This window comes from Faecalibacterium hattorii (assembly GCF_003287455.1).
Lineage (GTDB): Bacteria > Bacillota > Clostridia > Oscillospirales > Ruminococcaceae > Faecalibacterium > Faecalibacterium hattorii.
In genome coordinates this window covers 35,260-51,251 of sequence record NZ_PRLC01000020.1, presented here as the reverse complement: position 1 = coordinate 51,251, position 15,992 = coordinate 35,260, and the positions used below count along the sequence as shown (strand labels likewise).

Sequence of the window (15,992 nt, the reverse complement as noted above, 5' to 3'; positions counted from 1 at the left end):
GAGCGGCCGACGAGGCTCGAACTCGCTACCTCCACCTTGGCAAGGTGGCGCTCTACCAGATGAGCTACGGCCGCATATTCGGTGCATTTATCCCTGCACCATTAGGAAGAAGCGACCCGGATCGGGCTCGAACCGACGACCCCCAGCGTGACAGGCTGGTGCTCTAACCAACTGAGCTACCGGGCCATATCCGGAGCGGATATTTCCGCCCCAATATGGAGCGGCCGACGAGGCTCGAACTCGCTACCTCCACCTTGGCAAGGTGGCGCTCTACCAGATGAGCTACGGCCGCATACTGATAATGCTTGCGCATTATCGGGGCCCCCGCAAAGATTTGCGAAGCAAAGGTTTGTGGGGAAAAGGAGAAAGTCTGGCGCTTATCACTGCGGTCTTGCTCGCAAGACTGCTTGATAAGCCGCAGGACTTTCGACGTGGTGCCTCCGATCGGAATCGAACCAATGACACGGGGATTTTCAGTCCCCTGCTCTACCGACTGAGCTACAGAGGCGCACCGGACGATGATTATTATACCCGAAATTCTGGATTTGTAAAGAGGAAATTGCAAATTTTTTTGAAAAAAATCAGACTATTCCTGAAAAAAGCGTTTGAACGTGGAATATTGTGAAAATGGATTTGACAAAGGAGCACAACCTATGGTTTAATAAGATGTTAGACAGAATACGGCCCCCTGCAATATGCGGGCCGGGAGGGTAAACATGGCAAGAAAACAGGAATACGGTAACGAAAGCATTACTTCATTAAAGGGTGCGGACCGCGTCCGCAAACGCCCGGCCGTCATCTTCGGGTCGGACGGTGTGGAGGGCTGCGCCCATTCTATTTTTGAGATCGTCTCCAACTCCATCGACGAGGCCCGCGACGGCCACGGCGACACCATCAACGTCACCCGCTGCAAGGATGGCAGCGTCATCGTGGAGGACTTTGGCCGCGGTATGCCCGTGGACTGGAACAACGGCGAGGGCCGCTACAACTGGGAGCTGCTGTTCTGTGAAATGTACGCGGGCGGCAAATACGGCGAGGGCGAGGACAACTACGAGTTCAGCCTTGGCCTGAACGGTCTGGGCCTGTGTGCCACCCAGTATTCGTCCGCATGGATGACCGCCGACATCTACCGCGACGGCTTCCACTACCACCTCGACTTCCAGAAGGGCGAGAATGTAGGCGGCTTGCAGAAGGAACCCTACAAGGGCCGCCGCACCGGCAGCATCATCCACTGGAAGCCCGACGACGCGGTCTTTACGGACATCGATGTGCCCGGCAGCTATTATAAAGATGTGCTGCGCCGTCAGGCCGTCGTCAACGCGGGGCTGACGCTGAACTTCACCGACGAAAAGGAGAAGGATCCCGCCACCGGCAAGGCGTGGAAGGAGAGCTGGTACTACGAGCACGGCATCGCTGACTATGTGGCCGAGACTGCGGGCGAGGACAGCCTGACCCCGGTGTTCAGCTGTGAGAGCGAGGCCGTCGGCCGCGACCGGGACGACCAGCCGGAATACAAGGTCAAGATGAGCGCAGCTTTTTGCTTCTCTAATAAGGTACAACTGCTGGAATATTACCACAACTCCTCGTGGCTGGAACACGGCGGCAGCCCGGAACACGCGGTGCGCACGGCCTTCGTCTACCAGATCAACAAGTACCTGAAGGACAAGAACCTCTACAAAAAAGGCGAGAGCGCCATCAGCTTCCAAGACGTGCAGGACTGCCTCGTCTACGTCTCGTCCAGCTTCTCCACCCGCACCAGCTACGAGAACCAGACGAAAAAGGCCATCACCAATAAGTTCGTCTCACAGGCGATGACCGACTTTTTGAAGCACTATCTGGAAGTCTACTTCCTCGAAAAGCCGGAGGAGGCCCAGAAGATCTGCCAGCAGGTTCTGGTCAACAAGCAGAGCCGTGAGCACGCCGAAAAAACGCGCCAGAGCATCAAAAAGACCCTCTCCACCCAGATCGACCTCGCCAACCGCGTCCAGAAATTCGTGGACTGCCGCACCAAGGACGCCTCCCGCAGAGAACTCTACATCGTCGAGGGCGATTCGGCTATGGGCGCCGTCAAGCAGAGCCGGGACAGCGATTATCAGGCCATCATGCCCATCCGCGGCAAAATCTTGAACTGCCTGAAAGCCGACTACGCCCGCATTTTCAAATCGGACGTCATCGTGGACCTCATCAAGGTCATGGGCTGCGGCGTGGAGCTGGGCGGCAAGCACAACAAGGAGCTGGCCACCTTCAATCTCGACAACCTGCGCTACAACAAGATCGTCATCTGTACCGATGCCGACGTGGACGGCTACCAGATCCGCACCCTCGTGCTGACCATGCTCTACCGCCTGACGCCGACCCTCATCAACGAGGGCTACGTCTATATCGCGGAGTCGCCGCTGTACGAGATCACCACCAAGGATCACACCTACTTCGCCTACACCGAGCCGGAGAAGGCCACCTTCCTGAAAGAGATCGGCGACAAAAAGTACACGATCCAGCGCTCGAAAGGTCTTGGCGAGAACGACCCGGAGATGATGTGGCTGACCACCATGAACCCGGAGAGCCGCCGCCTGATCAAGGTGCTGCCCACCGACGTGGAGGAGACCGCCCGCGTGTTCGACCTGCTGCTGGGCGATAACCTCGCCGGCCGCAAGGAGCACATCGCCGAGCATGGCGCAGAGTATCTGGATGATTTGGATGTGTCTTAAAGAGGTAAACAATGGCAAAAAAATCTTCAAAAAAGTCTCTCAAACCCGTCCGCCCGCAGCTGGGCGACGGTGTTGAGATCCTGAACGCTGGCAGCGTGCTGGAAGACCCCATCACCCGCACGCTGGAGACCAACTATATGCCCTATGCGATGAGCGTCATCGTCTCCCGCGCCCTGCCGGAGATCGACGGCTTCAAGCCCGCCCACCGCAAGCTGCTCTATACCATGTACGAGATGGGGCTGCTGAAAGGCGCCCGCACCAAATCGGCCAACATCGTGGGCAGCACCATGCACCTGAACCCCCACGGCGACGCCGCCATCTATGACACCATGGTGCGCATGGGCCGCGGCAATGAAAGTCTGCTCGTGCCCTTTGTGGACAGCAAGGGCAACTTCGGCAAAGCTTACAGCCGCGATATGTCCTGCGCCGCTTCCCGTTACACCGAGGCCAAGCTCGAAAATGTCTGCGAGGAGCTGTTCCGGGACATCGACAAGGAGACCGTTGATTTCGTCCCCAACTACGACGGCTCCACCACCGAGCCTACCCTGCTGCCCGTCACCTTCCCGACCATTCTGGCCAATAACACGCTGGGCATTGCGGTCGGCATGGCATGCAATATCTGCTCGTTCAATCTGGCGGAGCTGTGCAACACCACCATCGCCCTGATAAAGGATGCCAAGCACGACATCTCCACCACCATGCCCGCCCCGGATTTCGTGGGCGGCGGCCAGATCTTGTACGACGAAGCCCAGATGCGGGAAATTTACGAGTACGGCCGCGGCAGCGTGAAGGTCCGTGCCCGCTACACCGTGGTGCCCGGCGAGAACATGATCGAGATCACCCAGATCCCGCCTACCACCACGGTGGAAGCCATCATGGACAAGATCGCCGAGCTGGTCAAGACCGGCAAGATCAAAGAGATCAGCGACATGCGCGACGAGACCGACCTGAACGGCCTCAAGCTCACCCTCGACCTCAAGCGCGGCGTGGACGCGGAAAAGCTGATGGCGAAGCTGTTCAAGACCACCCCGCTGGAAGACAGCTTCAGCGCCAACTTCAACGTCCTCGTCTCCGGCCAGCCCCGCGTCATGGGCGTGCGGGAGATCTTGCAGGAGTGGACGGCCTTCCGAATGGAGTGTGTCCGCCGCCGCACCTACTACGACCTCCACGGCAAGGAAAAGCGGCTGCATCTGCTCAAGGGTCTGGCCGCCATCCTGCTGGACATCGACAAGGCCATCCACATCATCCGCACCACCGAGGAGGAGACCGAGGTCGTGCCCAACCTGATGATCGGCTTCGGCATCGACGAAGTACAGGCGGACTATGTGGCCGAGATCAAGCTGCGCCACCTGAACCGGGAATATATCCTCAAGCGGACGGGCGAGATCGAGCAACTGGAAAATGACATCGCCGACCTGAAGGATATCCTCGAAAAGCCCGCCCGCATCCGAAAGATCATCATCAAGGAGCTGACGGAAGTTGCCAAAAAGTACGCCCAGCCCCGCCGCAGCGAGATTTTGTACGACCTGCCGGAGGAGGAGAGCGGTGCCGAGGAAGAAACCATCCCGGATTACCCGGTCACCGTCTTCTTCACCCGCGAGGGCTACCTGAAAAAGATCCCGCCCCAGAGCCTCCGCACCGCCGGTGCCCACAAGCTCAAGGAGGGCGACGAGATCATCCAGCAGGTCGAGACGCGGAACAACGTGGAAGCGCTCTTCTTCACCGACAAGCAGCAGGTGTACAAGGTGCGCCTGAACGAGCTGGAAGACGGCAAGGTGGCCCAGATGGGCATCTTCATCCCCGGCCGCCTCGGCATGGACGAGGGCGAGAACATCCTTGCCATGGTCATCACCGGCGATTATGCGGGCTTCATGCTCTTCTTCTTTGAGAGCGGTAAGTGCGCGAAGATCCCGCTGGCGTCCTACGCCACCAAGCTGAACCGCCGCAAGCTGCTCAAGGCCTACTGCGACAAGGAGCCGCTGGCGAAGATGGTCTTCCTGCCCGAAGAAACAGAGCTGGCCATCCGCACCAGCGCGGGCCGGATGCTGCTGGTGGGCACGGCGCAGATCAGCGCCAAGGCCACCCGCGACAGTCAGGGCGTGGCGGTCGTGACCCTGAAAAAGAACCAGCACATCACGTCGGTGGTCCCGGCGGAGACGCTGGAGCTGGCCAACCCCCATCGCTATCGCGTCCGCAGTCTGCCCGCCACCGGGGCGCTGGTTCGTGCTGAGGATGAAGGGGAGCAGCTGAGTTTACTGTGAGGAAATTATGCAGAATATTGACCTGATTTGTGTCGGCAAGCTGAATGCGAAATATTTCGCCGAGGGCGTGGCCGAGTACCAGAAGCGGCTGGCGGCGTTTGCGTCGTTCCGGATCATCGAACTGCCGGAAGAGAAGATCGAGGAGAAGAACGCCTCCGATGCTGTGGTGAAAAAGGCGTTGGAAAAGGAGGGCAAGGCCATCCTCTCCAACGTCCGCAAGGGCGCGGCCATCGTGGCCATGTGCATTGAGGGCAGGCAGATCTCTTCCGAGGAGCTGGCCCGATTCCTCGCCGACCGTGCGGGCAGCGGGGCAGGAGATGTGGCCTTTGTCATCGGCTCGTCCCACGGCCTTGCCGACGAGGTGAAAAAGGCGGCCGCCCTCAAGTTCAGCATGGGCCGCATCACCATGCCGCACCAACTGGCCCGCCTTGTGCTGACGGAGCAGATCTACCGCGCTTGCACCATCAACGCCGGCATGAAATATCATAAGTAGAGCAAAAGCGGGCGGTTTCCGCCCGCTTTTGCTTTACAAGCCGGGCGAAACATGGTACAGTATAGCTATGTGGCAGTTGGGAAAGCTGCCCGCCCAAACACACACGACACGGCAAGCCAGCCGCGGACGGAAAGGATGTTATTACAATGGAACAGAGCGAAAAGACCCTTGATATGATCGTCAATCTCTGCAAGAACCGTGGTTATGTTTTCCCCGGTTCCGAGATCTACGGCGGCCTTGCAAACAGCTGGGACTATGGCCCGCTGGGCGTTGAGTTCAAGAACAACGTCAAGAAGGCTTGGCTGAAGAAATTCGTGCAGGAAAGCCCTTACAACGTTGGTCTGGATGCGGCCATCATCATGAACCCCCAGACTTGGATCACCACCGGCCACGTCGCCGGCTTCTCCGACCCGCTGCTGGACTGCCGCGCCTGCAAGGCACGCCACCGCGCCGACAAGCTCATCGGGGACGAGCACCCGGAGGTCAACGTCGATGCCATGAGCTTTGACGAGATGGACAAGTTCATCGCCGAGCACGAGGATATCGTCTGCCCCGTCTGCGGCAAGCATGACTTCACCCCCATCCGCAAGTTCAACCTGATGTTCAAGACCGCCATCGGCGTCACCGAGGACAGCTCTTCCACCTGCTATCTCCGCCCGGAGACCGCACAGGGCATCTTCGTCAACTTCGCCAACATCCAGCGCACCACCCGCCGCAAGCTGCCCTTCGGCGTGTGTCAGGTGGGCAAGGCCTTCCGCAATGAGATCACGCCGGGCAACTTCACCTTCCGTACCCGTGAGTTCGAGCAGATGGAGTGCGAGTTCTTCTGCAAGCCGGGCACCGATCTGGAGTGGTTCGCTTACTGGAAGGATTACTGCGAAAACTGGCTGCTGAGCCTCGGCATCAAGAAGGAGCACCTGCGTCTGCGCGACCACGAGCCCGCCGAGCTGGCTTTCTACAGCCGTGCCACCACCGACATCGAGTATGCCTTCCCGTTCACCGACTGGGGCGAGCTGTGGGGCATTGCGGACCGCACCAACTACGACCTGAGCCGCCATCAGGAGGCTTCCGGCAAGAGCTTGGAGTACTTCGACTCCGAGACCAACGAGCACTACATCCCCTACGTCATCGAGCCTTCTCTGGGCTGCGACCGTGTGGCGCTGGCCTTCCTGTGCGAGGCTTACGACGAGGAGCACCTCGTGGATGCCAAGGGCAAGGAGGATGTCCGCACCGTGCTGCGTCTGCATCCGGCTCTGGCTCCCTATAAGTGCGCCGTCCTGCCCCTGAGCAAGAAGTTGGGCGAGAAGGCCATGGAGATCCGCAACGAGCTGAGCAAGTACTTCATGGTCGATTACGACGACACCGGTTCCATCGGCAAGCGTTACCGCCGTGAGGACGAGATCGGCACTCCGTACTGCATCACCGTGGACTTCGACACCGTCGGCGACGAGGCCAAGGGCATCGTGGCAGACCACTGTGTCACCGTCCGCGACCGCGACACCATGGAGCAGGTCCGTATGCCCATCTCCGAGCTCAAGAGCTACATCGAGAGCAAGATCGAGTTCTGAGTTTTTTGATCTCAGAGCGATAAAATCAGCCCCGCCGTTGCAATTTCGGCGGGGCTGTGGTATAGTATAAATAGACGAAGAGAATGCTGCCCGGCAGACGGTCAGCACCTTTCCGGCATGTCAACTATAAAAAGTGACCGCACGAGTTGGGAGCTGGGCGGTCACTTTTTATGTGTAAAGATCTTCCATGCGATGTCGAACATGCCGAAGCCGACGGTTGCAAGCAGCGTCAGCAGAGCTAAAGTCTCCAAGAGCGTCATGAAGCATCCCCCCTTCCGCATAAAACGTCGGGGGTGCATAAAAATTGTCTGCCTCCCCGACGCAAGGCCGGAAAGGTGAACGGACCGCATGCCGTATGTGGGCAGCATTCTCAAAAGTCAGTATACCAGACGTTTCGACTGTTTTCAACAGGCCGAGGCGTCTTTTGTTTTGGAAGAGTGGACAGCGGCACACAAAAAAGGTATACTAGACTCAAATCGATTTTTACACCGCAGGAGGCTGTATCGTGGAAAACTTCAACGAACTTTTGAAAAAATACGCCGATTTCATCGTCCGGGTGGGCGTGAACCCTCAGCCGGGCCAGACTCTGATCATCCGCTGCCCGCTGGAAGCGGCCCCGCTGGCGCGGCTGTGCGTGCGCAGCGGCTTTGAGGCCGGTGCACGAGATGTGCAGGTGGACTGGAGCGACAATGCTGTTTCTCGCACCCGGATGGAGCTGGGCAGTGAGAGCGCGCTGACCGACAACAAGCCCTACCAGCTGCGCCGCTATCTGGATTACGCCGAGAGCGAGGGCGGCGTCTGTGTGCTGCACCTGCTGGCCGATGACCCGGAGGTCTACGCCGGGCTGGACAGCGGCAAGATCGGCCGCGTGAATGCGGAGAACCGGAACTTCATGGCCCCGTGGCGGGAGTACACCATGAACGACCGCGTCCAGTGGTCCATCGCCGCCATGCCCAGCGCCCCGTGGGCTAAGAAGATGTTCCCGGAACTCGACACCGATGCCGCCATCGAAAAGCTGTGGCAGCTCATCTTTGACGTCTGCCGTGTGACCGGCGGCGACCCGGTGGGCGAGTGGAAGGCTCATCTCGACCGTCTGATGACCCTGCGGGACAAGATGAACGCCTTCGACCTCGAAAGCGTCCGCTTCCAGAGCTCCAACGGCACCGACCTGACCGTGGGTCTGGCCGAAAAGGCCCGCTGGGAAAGCGCCGGCAGCAAGAACGAAAAGGGCGTGGACTTCCTGCCCAACATCCCCACCGAGGAGGTCTTCACCGCGCCCCACAAGGATAAGGTGAACGGCGTGGTCTACGGTACCAAGCCTTATGTCTTTAACGGCCAGCTCATCAAGGGCTTCCATGTCACCTTTCAGGATGGCAAGGTCGTCGAACACGGGGCCGAGGAGGGGGCGGAGCTGCTGGGGCAGCTGCTGGACACCGACGCCGGTTCCCGCAGCATCGGCGAAGTGGCCCTCGTGCCCGCTTCCAGTCCCATCAACCGCAGCGGTGCGCTGTTCTACAGCACCCTGTTCGATGAAAACGCGGCCTGCCACATCGCCTTCGGTGCCAGCTATCCCGGCACCACCGAGGGCGGCACGGCCCTGACCAAGGAAGAGCTGCTGGCCCGCGGCATGAACCAGTCTGCCATCCATGAGGATGTCATGATCGGTGCCGAAGACAGCCACATCACCGGCAAGTGCCGCGACGGCCGCACCGTGGAGCTGTTCAAAGACGGAGTGTGGGTGCTGTAACAGCTTTTTTAACGAAAGCGCTTGCATATTTTGCCGGAGTATGGTATATTCTATTTGTACGATATAACTTTTATGGAACGTGGGCCGCAAGGTCCGCGTTTCTTGTTTGTTTGGAGGTTTTTTATGGCGAAGCAGTCTGGCGGCAATACCGCCCAGAGAGTCGAAGCACTTGTCCGCCCCACCGTGGAGGGCATGGGGCTGCGCCTGTGGGATGTTGTGTTTGAGAAAGAAGGTCCGGACTGGTATCTTCGCGTCCTGATCGACAAGACGGACGGCACCACCATGGACACCGACACCTGCGCCGATGTCTCCCATGCGCTGGACCCCATCCTCGATGAGGCAGACCCCATTGAGCAGAGCTATTATCTGGAGGTGGGCAGCCCCGGTTTGGGCCGCAAACTGACCCGCCCGGAGCACTACGAGGCCGTCAAGGGGCAGAAGATCAGCGTGAAGCTGTTCCGCGCCAACGAATACGGCACCAAAGAGTTTTCCGGTATCCTGACCGGCCGCGAAGGGAATACCATTACGGTCGAGACGGAGAACGGCACTGTGAACTTTGAAGCGTCGGCCGCCAGCACCGTGCGTCTGTGCGACGACGAGGATCTGTTTGATTGAAAAAGAGAAAAAATTAGGAGGAACCCGAAAAATGGCAGCTGCGAATAATGAATTTTTTGAAGCTCTCTCCATGCTGGAGCACGAGCGCGGCATCACTGCGGAGTACCTGATCGAGAAGATCAAGGCCGCCATCGTGATCGCCGTCAAAAAGAACTACGAGGTCGAGGACGACAATGTGATGGTCGAGATCGACCCCGCCACCGGCAAGTTCAATGTGGCCCTGCTGCAGAACGTCGTTGCCGATGAGGATTGGTACGACGAGCACGCCGAGATCGGCCTGACCGAGGCTCAGAAGCTCCGCAAGAGCTACGAGATCGGCGACCGCGTCGTGACCCCCCTCAAGACCAAGGACTTCGGCCGCATCGCTGCTCAGACTGCAAAGCACGTCATCCGTCAGGGCATCCGCGAGGCCGAGCGCAGCCAGCAGCTCAGCGAGATCCAGTCCCGCGCACACGATATCATTCAGGCCACCGTTACCCGCGTGGACAACGAAAAGGGCATCGTGGCCCTTGATCTGGGCAAGGGCGGCGAGGCCATCCTGCCCCGCAACGAGCAGGTCCCCGGCGAGGTCTACACCGAGGGCGAGACCCTGCAGGTCTACGTCGTGGACGTCGTCAGCGGCGAGCGCGGCGCCCGCGTCATGATCAGCCGCACCCATCCGGGTCTGGTCAAGCGTCTGTTCGAGCTGGAAGTGCCGGAGATCTACGACGGCACCGTGGAAGTCAAGGCCATCAGCCGCGAGGCCGGTGCCCGCACCAAGATGGCTGTCTGGTCCAAGGACCCCAACGTCAACCCCGTTTCTGCCTGCATCGGCCCCCACGGCGACCGTGTGGCCGCTGTGGTCGAGAAGCTGGGCGGCGAGAAGATCGACATCGTGAAGTGGAGCGAGGACGTCTCTGAGTTCATCTCCGCTGCCCTCAGCCCCGCTAAGGTCCTCAAGGTCGAGCTGCTGCCCGGCGAGACCCGCTCCTGCCGCGTCACCGTTCCCGACCAGCAGCTGAGCCTCGCCATCGGCAACAAGGGCCAGAACGCCCGCCTGTGCGCCCGCCTGACCGGCTACAACATCGACATCCGCCCCGAAAGCGGCTACTACGGTGAGGAAGAGCCCAAGGCAGAACAGCCTAAGACCGAGGAGACTGCGGAATAATCCGCCGCCCCACGCCGAAGGAGGGAAATCGGATGGCACAAAAGAAGATCCCTGCCCGCCAGTGCATCGGCTGTATGACCAGCCGCCCCAAAAAGGAACTGGTGCGGGTGGTGCGTGCGCCCAGCGGCGAGATCAGCATCGACCTCGTGGGCAAAAAGCCCGGCCGCGGAGCCTACCTCTGCCCGGACCCGGCCTGTCTGGCCAAGGCAAAGAAGAAAAAGGCGCTGGAGCGCTGCTTTGAGCAGCCGGTTCCCGCCGAAGTGTATGACGCACTGGCCGCGCAGCTGGCCGGTGCTGCAAAGGAGGCAGAGCAGAATGGCGAAGCATAAGAACAACACCCCCGAAAAGCCCGCCCTGCCCCCGCAGGAAGCGCTGTATCAGGCCGTGAGCCTCTGCCGCAAGGCCGGGGCCTTGACCATGGGCTTCGATGCCGTGGAGGATGCATGCGTCAAAGGCAAGGCATGGCTCGTGATGGTGGCATCCGACGCCAGCGCCAAGACCGTGCAGCGGCTGAACTACGCAGTGGGTGATCTCGTGGACGTGATCACCATGCCGCTGACGCAGGACCGGCTGGCCGATATCAGCCGCAAACCGGTGGCGGTGTACGCCGTGACCGACCGCAACCTCGCAAAGCTCTGTTTTGACCGTCTTTCGGACTGCGGGGCAATCAAAAATGAGGAGGATATGAGCGAATGACCGTAAAATATAAAGTAAGCGATTTTGCAAAGGACCTGAATGTTTCGGCAAAGAAGGTCCTCGATGAGCTGGCCGCCATGGGCAGCACCGGCAAGAAGAACAGCTCCACTCTGGAGGAGAACGAGCTGAACTACCTGCTGGAGAAATTCAGCAAGGACAACAGCGTGGCCGACCTGACCGAATACCTGAACAGCGCAAAGCAGCCGGTTCAGGAGAAGAAGGCTGAGCCCAAGAAGGCAGAGAAGAAGGCCGAGCAGCCCAAGGCCGAAAAGCCCGCTCAGCCCGAAAAGAAGGCCGAACCCGCTGCCCAGAACAATAACAAGAAGCACGGTGAGAAGAAGAACGAGCAGCACAAAAAGCGCGAGGAGAAGACCGTCTCCCTGAGCGAGCTGGCCCGCGAGACCGGTGCCAAGGCAACGGCTGCCCCGGCCCAGTCCGTCTCCGTCCGCCGCGAGGACAGTCAGGTTACCGTCGATACCCGCACCGTGGATGTCAATGTGGATCGTTTCGATGCTCGTTACGATGATCTGGCTTCCACCAAGAACACCGAGAACCGCCGCAAGCCGACCCCGCAGGGCAACAAGCAGAAGTTCACCCAGCGCGGCCAGCGCCAGCGCCAGCAGTTCCAGAAGGGCAAGCGCGAGACCGAGTTCGAGCGTCTGCAGCGCATCCAGCTGGAAAAGGCCCGCAACGCGCAGCTGAAGGTCTCCATCCCCGACGAGATCACCGTCGGTGAGCTGGCTGCCCGCCTGAAGCAGCAGGCCGGTAAGGTCATCGCCAAGTTTATGCAGATGGGCGAGATGCACGCCATCAACGACGTCATCGATTTCGACACCGCTTCTCTGCTGGCGGAGGAGTTCCACGCCAAGGTCGAGCACGAAGTCCACGTCACCATCGAAGAGCGCCTGTTCACGCAGGAAGAGGACGCCGCCGAAGATCTGGTGGAGCGTCCGCCGGTCGTCTGCGTCATGGGCCACGTTGACCACGGCAAGACCAGTATCCTTGACGCCATCCGCAAGACCAACGTTACCGCGGGCGAGGCCGGCGGCATCACACAGGCCATCGGTGCTTATCAGGTCAAGGTCAACGACAGCCTGATCACCTTCCTCGACACGCCGGGCCACGAGGCATTCACCTCCATGCGTGCCCGCGGCGCGAACATGACCGATATCGCGGTTCTGGTCGTCGCTGCCGATGACGGCATCATGCCCCAGACCGTCGAGTCCATCAACCACGCCAAGGCTGCCAACGTCAAGCTGATCGTGGCCATGAACAAGATGGATAAGCCCACCGCCAACCCGGAGCGGGTCATGGAAGGCCTGACCAAGTACGGCATCATTACCGAGGACTGGGGCGGCGATGTCGCCTGCATCCCCGTTTCCGCACTGACCGGCATGGGCATCAACGACCTGCTGGAGCGCATCGCGCTGGAAGCTGAGGTCATGGAGCTGAAGGCGAACCCCAACCGCCGCGCCAAGGGTGCTGTCGTGGAGGCCCGTCTGGATAAGGGTCAGGGCCCCATCGCCACCATTCTGGTCCAGAACGGCACCCTGCACGCCGGTGATGTCATCATCGCCGGTACCGCCGTGGGCCGCGTGCGCACCATGCGCAACGATAAGGGTCAGATGCTGGAGAATGCCGGCCCCTCCACCCCTGTGGAGATCACCGGCCTGACCGCCGTTCCCGAAGCGGGCGACCTGTTCGAGGCCGTTGCCGACGAGCGTCTGGCCCGTGAGCTGGCCGAGCAGCGCATCGCTGCCGCCAAGGAGAAGCAGTTCTCCGCCTTCCAGAAGGTCACGCTGGATAACCTGTTCAGCCAGATGGCCCAGAACGATATGAAGGAGCTGGCCATCGTCGTCAAGGCGGATGTGCAGGGTTCTGCCGAGGCCGTCAAGCAGAGCCTCGAAAAGATCTCCAACGACGAGGTCCGCGTCCGCGTCATCCACGCAGGTGTCGGTGCCATCAGCAAGTCCGACGTGGATCTGGCTGACGCCTCCAACGCCATCATCATCGGCTTCAACGTCCGCCCCGACAACGTGGCGAAGGAAGAGGCTGCGGCCACCAAGGTCGAGATGCGGATGTACCGCGTCATTTACGATGCCATCAACGATGTCACCGCCGCTATGAAGGGTATGCTGGCTCCCAAGTTCCGCGAGGTCTCTCTGGGCGAGCTGCAGGTCCGTCAGGTCTACAAGATCTCCAACGTCGGCACCGTTGCCGGCTGCCGTGTCACCAGCGGCAAGATCACCCGCGACAGCAAGGTGCGTGTCGTCCGTGACGGCATCGTCATCACCGAGGACGAGATCGCATCTCTGAAGCGCTTCAAGGACGACGCCAAGGAAGTGGCCGAGGGCTACGAGTGCGGCGTTACGCTGGCGAAGTTCGCGGATGTCAAGGAGGGCGACGTGTACGAGGCCTTCAAGATGGAAGAATACCGCGACTAAGTGGTTTATTATGTTAGAGGAGAAACTGAATGTCTCAAAAAAATATGGGGCGTCTTGCCCAAGACATGAAGCGTGAGCTCATCGCCATCATCGGGCGGCTGAAGGACCCGCGCTTGGAGGGCGGTCTGCTGACTGTCACCCGTCTGGACGTGACGCCCGACCTCGATGTGGCAAAGGTCTACGTGAGCGTGATGGGCCGCCCGGACGGCCCCAAGCCCGCCATCGAAGCGCTGAACCGCGCGGCGGGCCATGTGCGCACCGAGGTCAGCAAGAAGATGCACATCCGCAAGGCCCCGCGCTTCATCTTCGTGGAGGATGACGGTGCCGCCTACGCAGCCCACATCAATGAGCTGCTCCGCGAGCTGAATGTGAACGGCGGCGAAGAGCCGTCGGAGACCGAGGAATAACAGCCTTGCGGAAAGGATGGATCATGGGATGACAGAACAACTGAATGTGCAGCAGATGGCCGAAAAGCTCCTTGCTGCGGACAACGTTTTGATTCTGTGCCACAAAAACCCGGACGGCGATACCATCGGCTGCGGCAGTGCCCTGTACTATGCGCTCAGTGCGCTGGATAAAACAGCGGCGGTGCTCTGCTCCGACACCATCCCCGGACGGTATGCGTTTACCAACCCCCGCCTGTACAAGGGCGAATTCGAGCCGGAGATCGTCGTGGCGGTGGACGTGGCAAGCGTCCAGCTCTTTGGCGAAAACAACGGGATGCCGCAGTTCTCCCGCCATGTGGATCTCTGCATCGACCACCACGCGGGCAACAGCGGCTACGCGGAATATACCCTGCTGGACGGCCATGCCGCTGCGGCGGCAGAGCTGCTGTACGACGTCATCTGCGCCATGGGCGTGGATCTGACGGCCCACATGGCCAACTGCCTGTACACCGGCCTGTCCACCGACACCGGCTGCTTCAAGTTCTCCTCCACCACGGCCCGCACCCACATCATCGCGGCCAAGCTCATGGAGGCAGGGGCGCGGGTCGAAGAGTTGAACACGCTGCTCTTCGACACCAAGCCTCGCGAGCGGATGGAGGCGGAGCGGATCGCGCGGAACCATCTGGAATATCATCTGGATGGCCGCTGCGCCCTTATCTACCTCACCCGCGATGAGATCGAGCAGAGCAAAGTGGACCCCGCCGACCTCGAAGAGCTGACGGGGCTGCCCATCAGCATCGAGGGCGTCAAGGTGGGCCTGACCCTGCGCCAGCAGCCCGGCGGCAGCTACCGCATCAGCGTGCGCACTGCCAAGGGCGTGGATGCGTGCGAGATCGCCAAGCGTCTGGGCGGCGGCGGCCACACCCGCGCAGCGGGCTGTGAACTGCTGGGCAACCTCGACAACACCAAGAGCGCCATCCTCGCCGAGGTGGAAGCGGTGCTGGATGCGCCGCAGGAGGGCGCATAATGCAGGGCATTCTCATCGTCGATAAGCCGACGGACTGGACCAGCTTTGACGTCATCGCCAAGCTGCGGGGCATCCTCGGCACCCGGAAGCTGGGCCACAGCGGCACGCTGGACCCCATGGCCACCGGGGTGCTTCCGGTGTTCTGCGGCGGGGCCAGCAAGGCCGTTGACCTGCAGCTCGACCACACCAAGGCCTACCGCGCCGTGCTCAAGCTGGGTGCGCGGACCGACACCGGCGACGTGACCGGCACCGTGCTGGAAACGGCCCCGGTCACGGCAGGGGAGAAGGAGCTGCTGGAAGTCCTCCCGCAGTTCGTCGGCACCCAGATGCAGACGCCGCCCATGTACTCGGCGGTCAAGATCAACGGCCAGCCGCTCTACAAAATGGCGCGGCAGGGCATCGAGGTGGAGCGGAAAGCCCGCCCCATCGAAATCTTCAGCCTAGAGTACGGCGGCAGCCCGGCGGAGAACGAATACGAGCTGACGGTACGCTGCTCCAAGGGTACCTATATCCGGGTGCTGCTGGAGGACATTGCCGCCGCCATGGGCCAGAAGGGCACTATGAGCGCGCTGCGCCGGGTGGCTGCTGGCGTTTACACCGAGGCCGATGCGCACACGCTGGAAGAGATCCAAGCGGCCAAGAACGAAGGCCCCGCCGCGCTGGAAGCGCTGATGCTCCCGGTGGAGAGCGTGTTCGGATCGCTCCCGCTGCTGACGGTGGCCCCCAAGGTGGAACAGCACCTCTACAACGGCTGCCCCACCAGCCGCTACCCCGCCGCCGACGGGCGCTACCGCGTCCGGAACGAGGCCGGGCAGTTCTTGGGCCTTGCCAACATCGTGGGCGGGGTGCTCAAGGTCGAAAAGCTCTTTGTGGAGCGAAACTGATAGAAAAAGGAACGAA

13 protein-coding genes and 4 tRNA genes are annotated in these 15,992 nt (G+C 60.6%); 13 read left to right on the top strand and 4 right to left on the bottom strand.

Annotated elements, in window-relative coordinates; all coding sequences use genetic code 11:
- Position 1: 1 nt before the first annotated feature.
- The 4 genes from C4N23_RS12450 to C4N23_RS12435 all read right to left on the bottom strand — a co-directional run bounded on the left by C4N23_RS12450 (position 2) and on the right by C4N23_RS12435 (position 508).
- A tRNA-Gly gene (locus tag C4N23_RS12450) sits at positions 2-74 on the bottom strand.
- 38 nt (positions 75-112) lie between these two features.
- A tRNA-Asp gene (locus C4N23_RS12445) sits at positions 113-186 on the bottom strand.
- Between the two features lie 30 nt (positions 187-216).
- A tRNA-Gly gene (locus C4N23_RS12440) sits at positions 217-292 on the bottom strand.
- Between the two features lie 140 nt (positions 293-432).
- A tRNA-Phe gene (locus C4N23_RS12435) sits at positions 433-508 on the bottom strand.
- Positions 509-716: 208 nt separating this feature from the next.
- Here C4N23_RS12435 and C4N23_RS12430 point away from each other — a divergent pair.
- The 13 genes from C4N23_RS12430 (at position 717) to truB (ending at position 15,976) form a co-directional block, all read left to right on the top strand.
- On the top strand, positions 717-2,708 hold the full coding sequence (locus C4N23_RS12430) for a DNA gyrase/topoisomerase IV subunit B (protein WP_112146378.1): 1,992 nt from the start codon (positions 717-719) through the stop codon (positions 2,706-2,708).
- Between the two features lie 11 nt (positions 2,709-2,719).
- Positions 2,720-4,969 (top strand): DNA gyrase subunit A, encoded by a 2,250-nt coding sequence (locus tag C4N23_RS12425; RefSeq protein WP_112146376.1) that lies wholly within the window; start codon positions 2,720-2,722, stop codon positions 4,967-4,969.
- A 7-nt stretch (positions 4,970-4,976) separates the two neighbouring features.
- Positions 4,977-5,462: a 23S rRNA (pseudouridine(1915)-N(3))-methyltransferase RlmH gene (gene rlmH, locus C4N23_RS12420; RefSeq protein ID WP_112146374.1), complete on the top strand. Its 486-nt coding sequence runs from the start codon at positions 4,977-4,979 to the stop codon at positions 5,460-5,462.
- Positions 5,463-5,608: 146 nt separating this feature from the next.
- Complete coding sequence (locus tag C4N23_RS12415) at positions 5,609-7,030, top strand: glycine--tRNA ligase (RefSeq protein WP_055189860.1); 1,422 nt, start codon at positions 5,609-5,611, stop codon at positions 7,028-7,030.
- A 505-nt stretch (positions 7,031-7,535) separates the two neighbouring features.
- The gene (locus C4N23_RS12410; protein WP_055189862.1) at positions 7,536-8,777 is read left to right on the top strand and encodes an aminopeptidase; all 1,242 of its coding nucleotides are present in this window, start codon (positions 7,536-7,538) and stop codon (positions 8,775-8,777) included.
- A gap of 123 nt (positions 8,778-8,900) precedes the next feature.
- Positions 8,901-9,392, top strand: a complete 492-nt coding sequence (locus tag C4N23_RS12405; RefSeq protein ID WP_055189864.1) for a ribosome maturation factor RimP — start codon at positions 8,901-8,903, stop codon at positions 9,390-9,392.
- Between the two features lie 31 nt (positions 9,393-9,423).
- On the top strand, positions 9,424-10,539 hold the full coding sequence (gene nusA, locus C4N23_RS12400; protein ID WP_055189866.1) for a transcription termination factor NusA: 1,116 nt from the start codon (positions 9,424-9,426) through the stop codon (positions 10,537-10,539).
- A 32-nt stretch (positions 10,540-10,571) separates the two neighbouring features.
- Complete coding sequence (rnpM, locus tag C4N23_RS12395; RefSeq protein WP_055189867.1) at positions 10,572-10,868, top strand: RNase P modulator RnpM; 297 nt, start codon at positions 10,572-10,574, stop codon at positions 10,866-10,868.
- Entirely contained in the window at positions 10,855-11,235 is a 381-nt protein-coding gene (locus tag C4N23_RS12390) for a L7Ae/L30e/S12e/Gadd45 family ribosomal protein (protein WP_112146372.1), read from the top strand. Before rnpM ends, C4N23_RS12390 begins: the two co-directional genes overlap by 14 nt.
- On the top strand, positions 11,232-13,679 hold the full coding sequence (gene infB / locus C4N23_RS12385) for a translation initiation factor IF-2 (protein ID WP_112146370.1): 2,448 nt from the start codon (positions 11,232-11,234) through the stop codon (positions 13,677-13,679). The genes C4N23_RS12390 and infB overlap by 4 nt, the downstream gene beginning before the upstream one ends.
- Positions 13,680-13,708: 29 nt before the next feature.
- A complete protein-coding gene (rbfA, locus tag C4N23_RS12380) occupies positions 13,709-14,086 on the top strand; it encodes a 30S ribosome-binding factor RbfA (RefSeq protein WP_055189871.1) in 378 nt (125 codons plus the stop codon).
- A 28-nt stretch (positions 14,087-14,114) separates the two neighbouring features.
- A complete protein-coding gene (locus C4N23_RS12375; protein WP_242983795.1) occupies positions 14,115-15,092 on the top strand; it encodes a DHH family phosphoesterase in 978 nt (325 codons plus the stop codon).
- On the top strand, positions 15,092-15,976 hold the full coding sequence (truB, locus tag C4N23_RS12370; protein WP_055189875.1) for a tRNA pseudouridine(55) synthase TruB: 885 nt from the start codon (positions 15,092-15,094) through the stop codon (positions 15,974-15,976). Before C4N23_RS12375 ends, truB begins: the two co-directional genes overlap by 1 nt.
- Positions 15,977-15,992 lie beyond the last annotated feature (16 nt).